This is a genomic window from Flavobacterium movens, from assembly GCF_039581425.1.
Lineage (GTDB): Bacteria > Bacteroidota > Bacteroidia > Flavobacteriales > Flavobacteriaceae > Flavobacterium > Flavobacterium luteolum.
In genome coordinates this window covers 647630-665438 of record NZ_JBCPXY010000002.1, presented here as the reverse complement: position 1 = coordinate 665438, position 17809 = coordinate 647630, and the positions used below count along the sequence as shown (strand labels likewise).

The window sequence follows — 17809 nt, the reverse complement described above, 5'->3', positions numbered from 1 at the left end:
TTGTAAATATCTCTGCCAAAATATTTCAGGCAGAGATAAATCATTTCAAATTAATAAAGGCAATAAAATACTAAACACTAATTCAAAGTAATTTTACAATAGTTTCTTCAAGCTTGTATAAACAGCTAGTTCTACATCGGCATGATCCTTCGTATTACAATCTTCTACTAACTTTTTCAAATCATCAGCTTTTAAAGCCGATTTATTATCCAAAGCCAATAGCAATTCTTGTGAAGCATCATTTAGTTTTTTAGATAATGGTAATATTGGCTGTACCAATGGTGCATTATTGCTTAATTCTGTTAACCCTTTATGAACAGCAATCCATTTGGTAAAAAATGCTGCCACTTTAGTTTTATTATCTTCAGATTTATTGGTTAAATATTGATTTACAGCTGAATCAAATGCAAGGGCATCTTTTGCGTCTGGTCCACAAGCATCTGCAAATAAAGTAAACGGAGAATACATTTGATACTCTGTTCCGCCTTTATTACGAGTATATCCTTTTAACGGTTCGCTTACATTTGAAAACTCTTCCAATGATTTGATATCCTGATTATTTGCGATATTTCTTAAAATCACATCTTTGTTACGAATATGTGTAATGCCTAATTCTTCTAATCTAAAAGAAATTGTTTCTAAGCGTTTGCGCATATTTTCTACGTCAACGATATCTTCTGCAGACCATAATCTTTCTGCAATTGCGGCTGTTCTTGGCCAAATTCTTGAATCTATTGTTGTTGGCGTAGCCAATTCTGTCCACATAGTAGCTTCGCCACCTAGAATTCTTGCTTTTTCATCACTTGTTAAATTAGCTCCTTTTGGCATCGGATCGTTTAAGTAATGACTTGCAATTGGATACATTAGATCGATATAATATCCGTTAGACAAAACGGTTTTGTATCCCTTTTTTACTGCTTCTACCAAAGATTGACCGGCTGGCATACCTTCGTTTGGACCTCTCCAAGAATGTACAATTGCATCTTTTGATAAATCTTTAGTCAAAATTTCTTCCCAACCCATCAATTGTTTTCCGTGTTTCTTTAACATCGGAGCCAACTGCATTGTAAAATACGTTTGTAATTCGTGGTTGTTTTTTAAATTATGCTTCTTTTTAAATTCCTGAATTTTAGGATTCTCGTCCCAGTCTTTTCCTTCGTTTTCATCTCCTCCAATGTGGAAATATGCACCCGGAAACAAGGGACAAACCTCATCAAAAACTTCGCTTAAAAGCTGGTATGTTTTAGGATTTGAAGGATCTAATGTTGGAGAAAAAATTCCAGCATTTCTTTCAATTCCATAGGTAGCAATTGCTGTACCTTGAATATTTTTTTCGGATGTTCCTCCTGTCAGCGTAATCACTTTGCTTCCAATTTCTGGATAAGCTGTTAAGATTGCAGATCCGTGACCTGGAACATCTATTTCTGGAACTATTAAAATACCGCGCTCATCGGCATATTTTACGATATTTTTAATTTCCTCTTGTGTGTAATACATTCCATCTGAAGCTACTTGCGTAAACCTTGGATGTTTTTTCATTTCGATTCTCCAGCCTTGATCGTCAACCAAATGCCAGTGAAAAACATTCATTTTCATTGCAGCCAGTGCATCGATATTTCTTTTAACTACATCGATAGGCTGAAAATGTCTTGAAACATCCATCATTAAACCTCTCCATGTAAATCTTGGAAAATCTGAAATTTTTGAAACTGGAAAATAAAATGTTTTCGAATTGTTTTGAAGCATTTGAAGCAATGTCTCTAAACCATGCAAAGCTCCTAAATCGCTCGAAGCATTTAAAGTGATTTTGTTTGCTGCAATATCCAAATGATAGCTTTCATCTTCGTACAAACCAATTTTACCGCTTTTGGTACAATTAATTTGTAATTCTGCATTTGGAACTTCATTTAATTTGGTAATAAAACCTTGTTCAAAAAATATACCTGTTCTACCATCTAAACGGCGCAAAAAACGAGTTACTCCTCCAAAAATTCTAGCATTTGGATTACCAGTAATATTTACTTTAAAATTTTTACTTAAATTAAAATTACCTTCATTAATTACAACATTCTGAGGCCAAGGCATAAGATTCAGCTGCTCTTTCTGGACTTGAGCACCTGCCGATATACCTGCAAATAATAGTACAAATAAATATTTCATTTTTCTTTTTTTTGGTCGGATAGCTTTTAATGACTATCCTAAATTTATATTAAAAACAAAACTCAGAGTGATTTCAGCTTTACCTCACTTTTGCTATGAGATCATTCTGAATTTTGCTATTTGATTCATTAAAAAACGAATCGGATTTTTTTAGTAATCAAAACGCTTAAAGGCCTCTATTGCTTCATATTCAGCCAAACCTAGTTCGTCATATAAAATTGCTGTGTTTTTGTTTCGATCTTCTGCCCTAACCCAGAATTCACGAGAATCATTTCCTTGAAACATTACTCTATCTTTTTGAGACTGGTGATGTAAAATGGCATGACGTTTTAATAATACTTCTGAAGGACTTAACGGAACAGCCATGTCAATTTCATGAATATCCCATTCGTGCCAAGCTCCTCTGTAAAGCCACAACCAGCAATCATTCATGTACGGTTCTGGTTTAAGCTCTTTTAATGCTGCAAAAATGGCATTTAAACAAACCTCATGCGTTCCGTGCGGATCTGCAAGATCTCCAGCAGCAAAAACTTGATGTGGTTTAATTCTAGCAATAATGTTTTTTACGATAGCAATATCTTCTGGTCCTAACGGATTCTTTTTAACCTGTCCTGTTTCGTAAAAAGGAAGATCCAAAAAGTGTGTATTCTCATCTTTTAATCCGATGTATCTTGTTGCTCCGTAAGATTCTCTTCTTCTAATCAATCCTTTTAATTTTCTAACTTCCAAAGAATCGATTTGATTTTCAGATTTGTTATTTAAAAACTCGATAACCGATTTGAAATTGATATCAGCTTGACCTTCTCCGATAAAATCACTGGCAACTTCTGCAAATTTTAAAGCTTCATCGTCTGAAACTGCAATATTTCCTGAAGTTTGGTACACCACATGAACATCGTGTCCTTGCTTGATTAATTTTGAAAATGTTCCTCCCATAGAAATCACGTCATCGTCTGGGTGCGGACTAAAAAGAATAATTCTCTTTTTTGCCGGATTTGCCCTTTCTGGACGAAATGAATCATCTGTGTTTGGTTTTCCTCCTGGCCAACCAGTAATAGTATGCTGTAGAATATTAAACATATTAATGTTCATATCATAAGCAGAACCTTCCTGAGCCAAAAGATCAGACATTCCGTTATTATTATAATCACGGTCTGTCAGTTTTAAAATAGATTGTTTTGTTTTCTGACACAGCCAAACAATAGCTTTACTTTTTAATTCAGGAGTCCAAAGACATTCGCCAACTAACCAAGGCGTTTTGAAACGGGTTAATTCTGACGCTGCCGACTGATCTAAAACAAAAGTTGCATTTGGATGGTTCTGTAAAAATGTAGCCGGAACTTCTGAACTGATATCTCCTTGAATAGTTCTTTTGATGATATCTGCTTTGTTTTGTCCCCAAGCCATCAAAACAATACGTTTTGATCTCATAATAGTTGAAACTCCCATTGTTATGGCGCGTTTCGGTACATTATCTATACCATTAAAAGCAGATGAAGCATCGACTCTTGTGATATGATCTAAGGTAATAATTCTTGTTCCTGAATTGATGTGCGAACCAGGCTCGTTAAATCCAACGTGTCCTGTTCTACCAATTCCAAGCAATTGAAAATCAAGACCACCGGCATTTTTAATATTCATTTCATAATCAATACAGTATTGATTGATTTCCTCAATTGCTACAGTACCATCAGGAATATTAATATTTTCAGGTTTGATATCAATATGATTAAAAAGATGCTCATGCATGAAATAATGATAGCTTTGATTATTCTCCTTAGTCATTGGATAATATTCATCCAAATTAAAAGTGATTACATTGCTAAAACTAAGTCCTTCTTCTCTGTGCATTCTCACTAGTTCCTCATAAACTTTGATCGGAGAAGAACCTGTTGCCAGACCTAAAACACAAGGTTTATTTTTTTCTTGTTTAGATCTAATTAGCTGCGCAATTTCCTGTGCTACAATTACAGAAGCTTCAATAGAACTTTTAAAGATTTCGTTATGAATTTTCTCAAAACGAGTTTCTTCAAATTTTCCCGCGCTTTTATAACTGATATCAGGTTTTATTTCTAAAGCACTTTTCATTTCTTTTCTTTTTTGTAGTAATTACCATCATGGCTTTAAGATATGGTATAGACAGCTTACGCCATCTATACCACACTACTAACCAAACTTAATATTCTCTTTTTTAGAAATTTGGAGCATTAACATCCCACCAAGTTCTTGTTCCTCCGTTGTCAGGTCCGTTAAGTTTTGCAATACCTGTTTTAAGACCTTCTGGGTTTCCATCTTTTTCAGTAGAAACAAAGTTTATTCTTCTTACACCATATTCAGTAGTGATTGCACCAGCACTTTGGTTGTTAAGAATTGGCAATAATTTAGGATAACCAGTTCTGCGGTGTTCAGCCCAAGCTTCCATACCGTCAGGGAAATTAGCAATCCATTTTTGAGTAATGATTTTTTGCAGTTTCACTTCGTTACTTGCAGCATCATCCCAAGCAACAGTTACTTTATTTACAGCTAAACCACTATTGAATGGAGCAACTGGATCTACATAATCTTTAGCTGTTTTTACATTATTTGCAATATAGTCAGAAGCACCACCTACAGAAAGCTGTTCAAAAGAAGCCGTAATACCAGCTTTGTAGAATGTTGCAGCGTCACCACCCATATTCCAGCCTCTTAAAGCCCCTTCTGCTCTTAAGAAGTAAACCTCAGCTGCATTTAACCAAACAACTTGTTTGTCTTCGTCTATAATCTTACCAAAATTCGAAAAATTAATGTGTTTTGACTTATCACCAAGAATACCGCCAGTACGGATTCCTTTATATTCTCCAGGAAACTGTTCTGAAGTTTTAAAATAAACACTTATTCTAGGATCATTGTAACCTCCCATGATAGACTCCATATCTGCAGACATACGGCTATCATTATATTCGTAAGCAGCAACTCTAAGTGGGTGTTGTGAAACATCTTTATTCACAATAAAGCTGTCTGCATTTACTGTCATTACACCAAATTTTTGGCTAATTGCTTTTTCAGCTTCCGCTTTAGCTAATGTTGGATTAACTTTTACAATACGCATTGCTAATCTTAAACGCAAAGAGTTTGCATATCTAACCCATTTTGTATAGTCTCCTTTATAAGTCGAACGATCGATTTTTGTAAAAGAACTTGCTTCTCCTGCATCAATTCTTTTTGTTAATTCCGTAACAGCAAAATCTAAATCTTTAAACATTAAGCCATAAGCTTCTTCTTGAGAATCATATCCAATTGCTGCATCTGTAGTCCCTAATTTAGAATAAACTATTGGTCCCCATGAATCTGCAGCTTTATGTAAAGTCTGTACTTTTACTATTGTTGCCAAAGCATAAAACTCATCATATTTTCCTTTAGATGCAGCTTCAACTTTCAAGTAATTTGCCATTACTTGCGTGTAAATAGCTTCCCAACCCCAAAGGTTCCAGTTGTCAGCAAGCGCATAAGAAAGATTATTATTACCGTCAAAACCTGGTGCTGTAGTATATCCTCCCCAAGTGTTACCCGATAAATCAATAGCTACCTGATACTTCCACCCTGGCACATTTACCATCACGTTGTCAAACATCGTAGTAAAAGGCCCTTTAATATGATTAAAGTCTTGCGTTAGTTCCTCTTGTGTAAAACCATCAGGATTACTATTAATCTCGTCAAAATTATCTGTACAACCAACTAAAGCCAAAAGACCAAGACAGATTAGTGATTTTTTTATATTATTTGTTTTCATGATGTTTTAATTAGAAAGTTACATTTAAATTAAGACCAATACTTCTTGTTGATGGTAAACCATAAATATCAACTCCTTGTAAGCCCTGACCTGTACTTAAAGCAATGTTTGGATCGAATGGTGCATCTTTATAAAAGAAGAATAAGTTTCTTGCGATTAATGATAAAGTTGCTGTATTAACAAATGGAATTGCTTTTTTGTTGAAAGTATATCCAAGCGAAACCTCTCTTAAACTTACGTTTGTTGCATCATATACATACTCGGCAGTAGCACCGTTAAGACCACCTACAGCTTCATAGTATTTCTGAGGATCCATTTTAGTTACTTTTGTACCATCAGGCATAACTGCATTTACAGCAACACCACCAGCATTTCTAGCATCTCCAGATCTTTTTGACACTCCATAAAAATCATTCATAGATTCTGTAATACTCATTACATCTCCTCCAAAACGTCCATCGATTAAGAAGTTAGCTGTAAAAGCACCAAATTTGAATGTGTTTGACCAGCCTAACATAAAATCAGGGTTTGCATTACCAACTTCATGGAAATCAGCTTCAACTGCTAAGTTTCCTTTGTCGTCTAAAACAATTTCTCCTTTATCATTTCTAACTATACCTTTTCCTTCAATCACACCAAATGGTCTTCCTTCTGTTAAAGAGTATCTGTAATTAATATTATTTACAGGAGTTAATGGAATTTTACCTCCTAATTCTTCTGGAATTTCTTTTACTTTATTTTTATTGTGAGAATAATTTACCATAGTTTCCCATGAGAATTTTTGTCCCTCAATAATTTTACCGCTAACAACAAGCTCAAGTCCTTTATTTTCTATACTACCAGCATTTATCCCGTAGAAAGTATAACCGTAAGGGTTTGTTGCCGGAGCCGGAACTTGAATGTATTGATTTTTAGTTTCTGAGTTGTAGTAAGAAATTTCGAAACCTAATCTATTGTTGAACATTCTCCATTCAGTACCAAATTCAAATTCTGATTTCAATTCAGGTTTCAATCCTTCTCCTGGTCTTGGACCTACTACAGGAGGAATAATATTACCACCTTGAATAGTCGATTTTGGAGAAGTTACAAAAGCAGAAACGTCATTACCCACTTGAGCATAAGTTCCTCTTACTTTTCCGAAGTTAATCCATTCTGGCATTGTTGCCATTTCACTGATAAGAGCAGTAACCCCTACAGATGGATAAAAATAAGATGAAGTATCAGTATTTACTAAAGTAGAAGACCAATCATTACGTCCTGTAACATCTAAATACAACATGTTTTTATAACCAAAAGTTGCAGAAGCAAAAATTGACTGAACCTCTCTTGAAGAACCTGTAGCCTGAAGGCTTAAGTTATCTAAACCACTTGCACTTGCAAAATTCCCTAAAGTAAATAAGTTAGCATTTACAAGACCGCCAACAATACCAGAATCTAACGTAGTCTGTTGATTTGCCAATGTGTTATTGATACTTGCTCCTACGATAGCATTAAAGCTAAAATCTTCGCTGAAATTAGTATTAATTTTAGCAATCAAATCTCCGTAACGTTGTGTGCTTAAATTAGCAACGTTTATATATCTACCATTTATATTAGATAAAGAAGTATTTGTTGTAGCATAAATCTTTTTATCATAATCATTTTCAACTCTATTATAGCTATATCTTGCAGCAATGCTTAACCAATTGTTTGCTTTGTATTCTAAAGCTAAATTTCCGTTGAAGAAATTATCTTTATCAATAGATTTATTTCTGTTGATTAACCAATAAGGATTCTGAACATAGATATCAGCATTTGGTGCGCTGTAGAAGTTTTGACCGTATAGGTTTCTAGAAGGAATAAATGTTTCGAAATTATCTTTGTAATAATTAAAGTCATTTCCTCTTTGGAACAAATAAACTCCAGTTAATGGGTTTGAGTAAAGTCCGTTTACAGGTCTGTTATTAATTGTTTGCGATGTATATTTTGCATCAGCAGAAACAGTTAATTTATTGTTGAAAAATTTACCTGTCTGACGGATTCCAAAGTTGTTTTTCTTTAAGCCGTTACCTTCAATAACTCCTGAAGCTGTAGTATTAGCGTAAGATATACTAGTTGAAGAAACATCAGATCCAGTTGTAAAAGCTGCAGAAGTAATTTGAGTAACTCCTGTACCAAAGAAGTCTTTTACAAAATCATTTGAAGATACTTTTCCTCCCCAAGATTTTTGTGCCCCAGCTGTACCATATTCATACTGAAATTCTGGTAATGAATGAACAGATTCAAAAGTAGTAACAGAAGAAACAGCTAAATTTCCTGTGTTTTCTTTAACTTTTTTAGAAGACAATAAAATAACCCCATTTGCTCCTTGTGATCCGTATAATACAGAAGCCGCAGCACCTTTAAGCACAGTCATTCCTTCGTAATCGTCTGGATTAATCAAAGAAATAACATCTCCTCCGTCACGGTTACCTCCAGCAGTACTACCAAATGAATCATTTGAGGCATTTGTATTACCCTGCTGATTCGAAGTACCATTATACATAGGAATACCATCAATAACGTAAAGTGGCTGGCTATTCATGATAGAAGAGTTACCACGAATTACAACTTTTGTAGATCCACCAGTACCTCCAGCACTTTTTGTTACTGCAACACCGGCAATTTTACCTGCAATAGTATTAATAACGTTGGCATCTTTTACACGTGTTAACTCTTCACCTTTAAGTTCTTGAGCAGCGTATGTTAAAGATTTTCTTGTTTTCTTAACACCTAAAGAAGTTACAACAACCTCGTTCAAAGCATTTGATGCAGCTGCAACCATTTTCACATTAATTGTAGCAGCATCTCCTACAACTATTGTTTGAGTTTCTAGTCCTACATAAGTAAAAACCAAGCTCTGACCTTTTTGAACTTCAATAGTATACAATCCGTCAAAATCGGTAGTTGTTCCTTTTTGACCTCCTTGTACAGAAACAGAAGCTCCTGGTAATGGCATACCGTCAGAATCTGTAATCACACCCTTGACATTTTTTACTTGTGCAAGCGAAACTTGCGCCGTAAAAACAATCATAAAGATTAAGAAAATTTTTTTCATGTTTATTTTATTTTGTTAGTTATGAAGTAAAATTATTCTTAAGGCATTGTTAAAAAAAATAAATTAAACCAACGACAACAAAATTTAAACCAACGACATAAATCATTCAATAATACGCTTTACGAAAACGTTCTACTTGGAAAATTAAGCACTAATATCCTTTTTTTGCGAAATTTTATTCAAAAAAATTGCCTCTTTGCAGTTAATTGTTTAAAGTTGCACAATATTTCAATATTGTTAAGAAAAACTAAATTTATCTAATAAGCCAAACCAGTTGAAAGAAATAAGAAAAGTTAAATTTGATATTAAACTGCAAAATCATGTCTGGTTTTGGGGAGTTTATTTTACTTTAAACTTCTTAAGATGGGGTGCTTACTTTAATGATTACCCATATTCCTTTAAATCCAATTTAATTGAATTTTCTTTGGTGATTCCTTTAGTGTATCTCAATTTATTTGTTCTAGTCCCAAAATATGTATTGAAGCAAAAATATATTATGTATGCATTTTTATTGCTTCTCAGCCTATTTGCGATTTATTTGGCTAAAACTGCCCTCACCTATTATATAATATCCGAAAATATCTGGCCAGAAGCCAATAGAGAATATCATCCTTTTGAAATCAATCATATTGTGGCTGTTTGCATTGGAGAATTGTATGTTCTGGCAATGGCATCATCTGTTTATCTTACCTTGACATGGTTAAGAGAGCGAGAAAGAAATAGATCTTTAAGAGAAAACCAGTTTAAAATAAAACTTAAGTATCTCGAGAATCAGATTCAGCCACACTTTTTCTTTAACACATTAAACAATCTCTACGCTTTATCATTAGAGTCTTCAAAGAAAGTTCCAGATGTAATTATCAAACTTTCTAATTTGATGGAATATGTTCTATACGATGTAAAAGGCACCAAGTTTGTTCCTCTTATTAAAGAAATCGATTATATTCAGAATTATATTGAAATTGAAAAATTGCGTTTTGAAAATGTAGAAGTAACAATAAATCTAGAGTCAAATATTGATGATGTTGTCGTTCCTCCGCTTATTTTTATTTCATTAGTAGAAAATGCCTTCAAACATGGCGGATTAAACAATAAAAACCTAAAAATAAAGATCAATTGCAGAGTTATCGACAATAAAACGCTCGATTTTGAAATCTTAAATAATTTTGTAATTTCACAAAATCATAATCCAAAACGAGGAATCGGTTTAGTTAATACAAAAAAGAGGTTAAAATTAATTTACAGAAACAATTTCAGCCTTAAACATACCACTAAACTAAATTTCTACATAATCCGATTGCAAATACCTACCCAGAATGAAGATTAAATGCGTGTTAATTGATGATGAGCCTTTAGCTATCAAAGTCCTGCAAAATTATTTTACCAATTTTACAGATTTTGAAGTTGTCGCAACATTCAATAACTCTTTAGAGGCGCTCGATTTTATAAACAGTACTCCTGTCGATGCCGTCTTTTTAGATATAAACATGCCTATGATGACTGGCTTTGAACTTATTAGTCTTATCGAAAATAAAACCAAAGTTATTATTACTACTGCTTTTAGAGAATTTGCTGCCGAAAGTTATGATTTGGATGTACTGGATTATCTCGTTAAACCAATTCCGCTTCCAAGATTTATAAAATGTATCAATAAAATTACCACCGAATACAATCTTAAAAACAATATTAAGGTTGAAACCTCAAAAGGTGATTCTCATATTTTTATTAAAGTCGATAAAAAAATGATGAAAATTAATATTGAAGAAATTTTATTTGTTGAAGGAATGAAAGAATATATAAAAGTTGTCACGCCTGATAAAACCTATATTACTCATAAATCTCTTACATCATTATCTGAAGAATTACCAGCAGATCGATTCCTTAGAATCCACAAATCTTATGTAATTGCGCTAAATAAGGTAAAATCTATAGAAGGAAACCGCGTTCAAATTCAATCTTACAACATTCCGATAGGCAGAAACTACAGTAAAGAAGTTAAAAATAAGATATTGGAATAAATATAATTACGAATTACATTTTCTAAGTAGGTTAAAATTAACACTTTGTTGAAAAAACATAGTCGTTGGTTTAAATTTAACATTATTTATACCTTTTTATTTTTTTTTGATAATCCTAACAAATATATTTACGGTCTTCAAAAAACAATAAAATAAAAAATTAACCTTATTATTATGAGTTCAGAAAATGTGCAAACCAAATGGGGGCAATTTATCTCTTTGATAATCGTCTTCTTCTTTTGGGGTTTTGTTGGATCTGCCAATGACATCCTGATTCCAGTATTCAAAAAAGTATTTACGTTATCGCAAGTACAATCTCAATTAGTAGCATGGGCTTTCTATGCAGCTTATTTTGTTGGATCAATCATATTCTTTATCGTTTCGTTAAAAGTAGACGTTTTACAAAAATACGGCTACAAAAGAACCTTATCTGCAGGATTAGTTCTATCTGCTATTGGTTCATTTTTATTCGTTCCAGCAGCTACAACTCAAAGCTTCCCTTTCTTCTTAACAGCTTTATTTACAGTAGGACTAGGATTTTCAATCCAACAAATTGTAGCGAACCCTTTGGCTATTAAAATGGGAAGTCCAGAAACTGGAGCACACCGTTTAACTCTTGCCGGCGGAATCAACTCTTTCGGAACAACAATCGGAGCTATTTTACTAGGAATTGCTTTATTCGGAATGGGAGACAACAAAAAAACGGCTCTTTCATTAGAAGATATTAAATTACCTTTTATCATTTTAGGTCTTGCTTTTATTGCTGTTGCCGTATTTATGAATTTTTCTAAAATCGAAGATCCAGTAAAAGAGGAAGAAGCAATCATAAAAGACAAACACAGTAAATTCAACATTCTTGACTATCCGCAATTATACTTGGGTATGTTAGGAATTTTTATTTATGTTGGAACTGAGGTTACTATCATCAGTAATCTACCTGCATTATTACACACTCACGAATTCGGAAACGTTCTAGAAGATGCTGTTGCACCATTTATTGCGCTTTATTGGGGAAGTTTAATGATCGGTCGTTGGAATGGCGGAGCAAACGTATTTAACACTTCAAACTTAGTAAATACTGCGCTTAAATTTATTGTTCCTGCTGCTGCATTTGGAGTAATTATCGGAGCAAATATCTTTGCTGCACACGACGTTTCTTCATTCTATATCTACCCAATCTGGATTTTATTATTTATCGCCGTAAGTTTTGTTGGTGGTAAAAACGCTGGAAAAACATTAATGCTTTTCGGAATTTCAGGATTAACCATGATGGTATTAGGATTAGCTTGGCCAGATCCTTCAATAGCTAAATTCTTCTTTATTTCTGGTGGATTGTTCTTATCTATTATGTGGCCTTCAATCTTTGATTTAGCCATTGCTGGATTAGGAAAAAACACAGGAAAAGCATCATCTTTCTTAATCATGATGATTCTTGGTGGTGGAGTAATTCCATTATTGCAAGGAAGTATCTGTGATTTAGATGCAACAAATCCAAACGGAATTTTAGGCATCACTTACACACACTTCTCATACATTGTGCCACTTCTAGGCTTTGCTTATTTAGGATTCTATGGTTTCTATTGTCCTAAAATTTTAAAAAGACAAGGAATCAGCCACATCGAAAGTGCTGGTGGAGGACACTAAAAAATAAAAAACATCAATAAAAAAAATCCAAATTCCAATTTTAAAACGGAATTTGGATTTTTTTTTATTTCCAAAGAAGAGAAACCTCAGAACCTCAGTATCTCAGCCCATTAGCTCCTTTACTTCGCATTAATAATATTCTCAAGATTCTTCTTGAAAATTGCCTTATTTTGCGCCGTTAAAGAATAAACAACATCTTTATCAGCATGAACAATTACTTTGTCTATATTGGCATTTAAAAGCGCTTGGGGATCTTTAATTTTCAACGTGCAGGCTCCGTCAAAAAAACCATCATCTTCTATGGTTTTTCTCGCCTCAATAATTGTCCCATCACTTAAAACTGCCGAAATAGTCATTTGACTATTTAATGTTTTCGAATAAAAACCATCCATTACCAGCAAAAGACGATAAGAATTTTTTAATTCTGGCCCTTTAAATTCGTGCCTCGTAATATTATACCGAAGACCTTTTGCGAGAGTTTGAAATTTAACCGAACAATCTAATTCATAAGTAGCAACATCACCCGCTTCATTTACAGAAGTAATTACTTTAGCGGCTTGGGCGTTTATAGAAAAACTCGCTGCAAAAAAAGACAATATAAGCACTATAACTTTCATATCTAATGGTTTAAGATTCAATATAAAAGTAAAAAAAATCGTCTCTTCTCGTTAGAAAAAAGACGATTTTAATTTTATAAGTATCTAAGGACTATTTATTTCCTTTTTCGAAGTCAGCTACAAACTGAGCTAAACCGATATCTGTTAATGGGTGTTTCAATAAACCATAAATTGCAGAAAGTGGCCCTGTCATAACATCTGCACCAATTTTAGCACAGTTTACAATATGCATTGTATGACGTACAGAAGCCGCTAAAATTTGAGTTTCATAACCATAGTTATCATAAACTTCTCTAATTTCCTGAACCAAGTTCAATCCATCAGTAGAAACATCATCTAAACGGCCAACAAACGGAGAAACATATGTAGCTCCAGCTTTAGCAGCCAAAAGCGCCTGTCCTACAGAGAAAACAAGAGTTACGTTAGTTTTAATTCCTTTGTCAGAAAAATATTTAGCTGCCATAACACCTTCCTTAGTCATAGGAAGTTTTACAACGATTTGCTCATGTAATTCAGCAAGCTCCTCACCCTCTTTAACCATACCTTCAAAGTCAAGAGCATTAACTTCAGCACTTACATCACCTTCAACAAGATTGCAAATATCAACATAATGCTTAAGGATATTGTTTTTTCCAGTGATTCCTTCTTTTGCCATTAATGACGGATTAGTTGTTACACCATCCAAAACACCTAAAGCTTGTGCTTCTTTAATTTGAGCTAAATTAGCTGTGTCAATAAAAAATTTCATAATTTATATTATTTAAATTGTGTTGATTTATTCTGGGCGTGCCCCAAGGGTCGGGCTTTCGGCTAAATCTTTTGTTCCGTTTCTCTTCACAAAAGGATACCGCCTCTATCCCTCACGCGAACGCAGCTGCAAAATTACGAAATCAATACCAATAACAATTTCAAAAATCAAATCAATTTGTGATTTAAATCTAAAAACAAGCAATTAATTGCGATTTATAACTTATAATGATTCATAAGCATCTTCTCGTACATTTTATCTGGAAGCGCGCGTTTCAATACAATCGAAAACTTCTGCATAAAAGCACCAACTTTATAGTGCACATTTGGCTTTTTTGTCTGAATGATTTTGTAAACTGCCTCGGCCATTTCGTTCGGATTACTTCCTGCATCAACATGATCATTCATAGTTGCCAGAACATCTCCATACACCTTTTCATAAGCAGAATCTTTAATAACTGGCGCATGGTAACGACCAGCTGCAATATTGGTTGCAAAATCTCCAGGCGCAACATTTGTAATTTCAATTCCAAAAGACTTCACTTCCATTCTCAAAGCTTCAGTAATCAATTCTAAAGCTCCTTTTGAAGCCGAATAAACACTTCTATACGGCAATCCCATATAACCAGCAATAGAGGTAATATTGATGATAAGTCCCGAATTCTGTTTACGCATTTGCGGAAGCGCAGCTTTCATAACTTCAATCGGACCGAAAAAGTTCGTTTCAAAATTATTTCTAATTTCTTCAGTCGGAATTTCTTCTAGAGGTCCTGTAATTCCAACTCCAGCGTTATTAATTACAATATCTAATCTTCCAGAAGTTTCAATAATTTTGTTTACCGCATTTTTAATAGAATCAACATTTCGGACATCTAAAGCTACTAAAGGAAAAACTGAATTTAAAACTTTCTCAGGATTTCTGCTTGTTCCGTATACAACAAAACCTTTTTGATGTAAAAACTCACCAATAGATTTTCCAATTCCTGATGATCCTCCGGTAATTAAAACGACTTTGCTCATTTTGCAGTTAGATGTTAAATGTTATAAGTTAAATGCTATTTATCCCTAAAATAGAACTTTAATGCAATTAGAGAAAAACTTCTAACTTTTCACATATAACTTCTAACTTTGGATAGGGTCAAAAATAAAAAAATCCTCCTGAAAGGAAGATTGCAAACTAATTAAATTCTAAAAAAAGTGGCAAGCGACCTACATCGCACCGCTCAACCACGTACCCTTGCTATGTTCCCATCCTGGGGGAGTCTGCAGGAGCTGGTCGTGTAGGACTTGCCGGTGCAAATATACAATCTTTTTATATTTTTGCAAGAGCTTTGTTGCTATAAAAATAACATCGTATATTGGCTTATTGAAATTTTAAACTATGAAAAAATATAACTTCCTAGCTGTCATTTTATTAGGAATCACATTAATCGGATGTGGAGATACAAAAAAAGGTGAAAATTCTTTGTTTACTATCGATGATTCTGCTTTTCCGGCTCATTTTACGCAAAAAGAAGTGCTTAATATTGGAATTTTAAACCCAAATTCGAAAGAAATCGACAGCGTTGCCTACTTCATAAACGACCAAAGAGTTGGAGGCACAAAAGGCAAAGAAAATTTTAGATTTGAATTAATAGATCAAAAATTAGGTTATCAATACCTAAAAGCTACTGTTTATTTTGGTGGAGATTCTTCTGACGCTACTAAAAGAATTGAAGTGGTTTCTGATATCGAACCAAAATTATTAAAGTATAAAGTTGTAAATACCTATCCGCACGACAAAAAAGCTTTCACGGAAGGCTTTGAATTTTACAATGACACGTTATATGAAAGCACTGGACAAGAAGGCGCTTCGTTTATAAAAAAATATGATTATAAAACAGGTAAGGTTTTTAAACAAATTGATCTTGATACACAATATTTTGGAGAAGGAATTACTTTTATCAATGGCAAATTATTTCAGTTAACATATAAAAACAAAAAAGGATTCATCTACGATGCAAAAACCTTAAAACTGGAAAAGACTTTTGATTACGAAAAAGATATTGAAGGTTGGGGAATGACAAATGACGGAAAATATATCTACCAAACTGATGGAACAGAAAAGATTTGGAAAGTTGATCCAAATACTCAAAAAATGATTGATTACATCAATGTTTATTCTGGAACTTCAAAAATCAAAGCAGTTAACGAACTAGAATGGATTAATGGAAAAATCTATACAAATGTTTGGTTTAAAGATGCTATTGCAGTCGTAAATCCAGAAAATGGAGCTGTTGAAGGAATTTTAAATCTTTCTGATTTAAGAAAAACCATGAACGACATTACGACTGATGATGTCTTAAATGGTATTGCATACAATCCTAAAACTAAAACTATTTTTGTAACGGGGAAAAACTGGAGCAAAATGTTTGAAATAACTGTTTCGGAATAAATCTAAAACAAAACAATTTTACGAATTTCACAAGTTTTCACACATAAATCCGTGAAAATTTGTGAAATTTGTGTTTTATAACAATATCTGCAATGACAACATTAATCACAAACATACAAGAGTTACTGCAAGTTCGCGAAACTTCAATTGCCAAAGTTTCAGGTTCTGAAATGGCCAATCTTCCAACAATTAAAAATGCTTTTTTAGTTTTAAAAGACAATTTAATTGAAGATTTCGGCTCAATGGATAATCTTCCAAAAATAAATGCCGACAAAACAATTGATGCAGCTGGAAAAGTTGTGCTTCCGTCTTGGTGTGACAGCCATACACATATTGTATACGCAGGAAATCGCGAACAAGAATTTGTAGATAGAATCAACGGGCTTTCTTATGAAGAAATTGCTAATCGTGGAGGCGGAATTCTTAATTCGGCTAAAAAGTTAAACGAAACTTCTGAAGAAGAAATTTACGAGCAATCTAAAATTCGTTTAGAAGAAGTAATGCATTTAGGAACTGGTGCCGTAGAAATAAAATCTGGTTACGGATTGACTGTTGACGGGGAATTAAAAATGCTTCGAGTTATAAAAAAACTGGCAGAAAATTATCCAATTGCCATAAAAGCTACCTTTTTAGGCGCACATGCGTTTCCTACTCACTACAAAGACGACAAAGCAGGATATATTGATGAAATAATCGATGAAATGCTTCCTGAAATTTCAAAAAATAATCTTGCCGATTATGTAGATGCTTTTTGCGAAAGTGGCTACTTTTCTGTAGAGGAAACCGAAAAAATAATGAAAGCAGGTTTAGCATTTGGCTTAAAACCAAAAATTCATGTCAATCAATTTAATTCTATTGGAGGAATACAGGCTGGAATTAAATTTAACGCCCTTTCTGTAGATCATTTAGAAATAATGAACCCAGAAGATATTGAAGCACTAAAAGGGACTGAAACAATGCCTGTCGCATTACCTTCCTGTTCTTATTTTCTAAGCATTCCATATACTCCTGCCCGCGAAATGATAAAAGCTGGTTTACCGATAGCATTAGCAACAGATTTCAACCCTGGCTCTACTCCATCAGGAAATATGAATTTTGTAGTTGCGACAGCGTGTATTAAAATGAAAATGACGCCTGAAGAAGCAATTAATGCTGCCACAATAAACGGAGCATACGCAATGGGACTTTCAGAAACTCACGGAAGCATTACAAAAGGCAAAAAAGCCAATTTGATTCTAACAAAACCAATTTCTTCTTACTACCAAATTCCTTATGCTTTTGGAAGCAATCTTATTGAATCTGTTTTTGTAGAAGGAAAAATTTTAGAATAATCATTTCAACGAT

At 33.7% G+C, this 17809-nt stretch carries 12 protein-coding genes and 1 other RNA gene; 5 read left to right on the top strand and 8 right to left on the bottom strand.

Annotation, left to right across the window (positions count from 1 at the left end; genetic code table 11):
• Positions 1–93 precede the first annotated feature (93 nt).
• The 4 genes from AAYQ05_RS06235 to AAYQ05_RS06220 all read right to left on the bottom strand — a co-directional run bounded on the left by AAYQ05_RS06235 (position 94) and on the right by AAYQ05_RS06220 (position 9005).
• A complete protein-coding gene (locus tag AAYQ05_RS06235; protein WP_343541938.1) occupies positions 94–2160 on the bottom strand; it encodes a beta-N-acetylhexosaminidase in 2067 nt (688 codons plus the stop codon).
• 150 nt (positions 2161–2310) lie between these two features.
• Positions 2311–4248 carry a glucosamine-6-phosphate deaminase gene (nagB, locus tag AAYQ05_RS06230; protein WP_343541936.1) on the bottom strand — a complete coding sequence of 646 codons (1938 nt, stop codon included), beginning with the start codon at positions 4246–4248 and terminating at the stop codon, positions 2311–2313.
• 103 nt (positions 4249–4351) lie between these two features.
• Positions 4352–5929 carry a RagB/SusD family nutrient uptake outer membrane protein gene (locus AAYQ05_RS06225; RefSeq protein WP_343541934.1) on the bottom strand — a complete coding sequence of 526 codons (1578 nt, stop codon included), beginning with the start codon at positions 5927–5929 and terminating at the stop codon, positions 4352–4354.
• A gap of 10 nt (positions 5930–5939) precedes the next feature.
• On the bottom strand, positions 5940–9005 hold the full coding sequence (locus AAYQ05_RS06220) for a SusC/RagA family TonB-linked outer membrane protein (RefSeq protein WP_343541932.1): 3066 nt from the start codon (positions 9003–9005) through the stop codon (positions 5940–5942).
• Between the two features lie 274 nt (positions 9006–9279).
• Here AAYQ05_RS06220 and AAYQ05_RS06215 point away from each other — a divergent pair, with 274 nt between their 5' ends.
• The 3 genes from AAYQ05_RS06215 (at position 9280) to AAYQ05_RS06205 (ending at position 12667) form a co-directional block, all read left to right on the top strand.
• On the top strand, positions 9280–10332 hold the full coding sequence (locus AAYQ05_RS06215; protein ID WP_343541931.1) for a sensor histidine kinase: 1053 nt from the start codon (positions 9280–9282) through the stop codon (positions 10330–10332).
• Positions 10322–11023, top strand: coding sequence for a LytR/AlgR family response regulator transcription factor (locus tag AAYQ05_RS06210; protein WP_125722852.1), 702 nt, complete (start codon positions 10322–10324; stop codon positions 11021–11023). The genes AAYQ05_RS06215 and AAYQ05_RS06210 overlap by 11 nt, the downstream gene beginning before the upstream one ends.
• A gap of 174 nt (positions 11024–11197) precedes the next feature.
• Positions 11198–12667, top strand: coding sequence for an MFS transporter (locus AAYQ05_RS06205; RefSeq protein ID WP_343541926.1), 1470 nt, complete (start codon positions 11198–11200; stop codon positions 12665–12667).
• Between the two features lie 119 nt (positions 12668–12786).
• On the opposite strand, the gene AAYQ05_RS06200 is transcribed toward AAYQ05_RS06205, so the two are convergent.
• The 4 genes from AAYQ05_RS06200 to ffs all read right to left on the bottom strand — a co-directional run bounded on the left by AAYQ05_RS06200 (position 12787) and on the right by ffs (position 15324).
• Positions 12787–13284 carry a hypothetical protein gene (locus tag AAYQ05_RS06200; RefSeq protein ID WP_281633213.1) on the bottom strand — a complete coding sequence of 166 codons (498 nt, stop codon included), beginning with the start codon at positions 13282–13284 and terminating at the stop codon, positions 12787–12789.
• A gap of 91 nt (positions 13285–13375) precedes the next feature.
• Positions 13376–14032 (bottom strand): fructose-6-phosphate aldolase, encoded by a 657-nt coding sequence (gene fsa, locus AAYQ05_RS06195; protein WP_111426268.1) that lies wholly within the window; start codon positions 14030–14032, stop codon positions 13376–13378.
• A 215-nt stretch (positions 14033–14247) separates the two neighbouring features.
• Entirely contained in the window at positions 14248–15051 is an 804-nt protein-coding gene (locus AAYQ05_RS06190; protein ID WP_343541920.1) for an SDR family oxidoreductase, read from the bottom strand.
• 175 nt (positions 15052–15226) lie between these two features.
• Positions 15227–15324, bottom strand: an RNA gene (gene ffs / locus AAYQ05_RS06185) — signal recognition particle sRNA small type.
• 88 nt (positions 15325–15412) lie between these two features.
• Here ffs and AAYQ05_RS06180 point away from each other — a divergent pair.
• On the top strand, positions 15413–16465 hold the full coding sequence (locus AAYQ05_RS06180) for a glutaminyl-peptide cyclotransferase (RefSeq protein ID WP_343541917.1): 1053 nt from the start codon (positions 15413–15415) through the stop codon (positions 16463–16465).
• A gap of 92 nt (positions 16466–16557) precedes the next feature.
• Positions 16558–17796: an imidazolonepropionase gene (gene hutI, locus AAYQ05_RS06175; protein WP_343541915.1), complete on the top strand. Its 1239-nt coding sequence runs from the start codon at positions 16558–16560 to the stop codon at positions 17794–17796.
• Positions 17797–17809 lie beyond the last annotated feature (13 nt).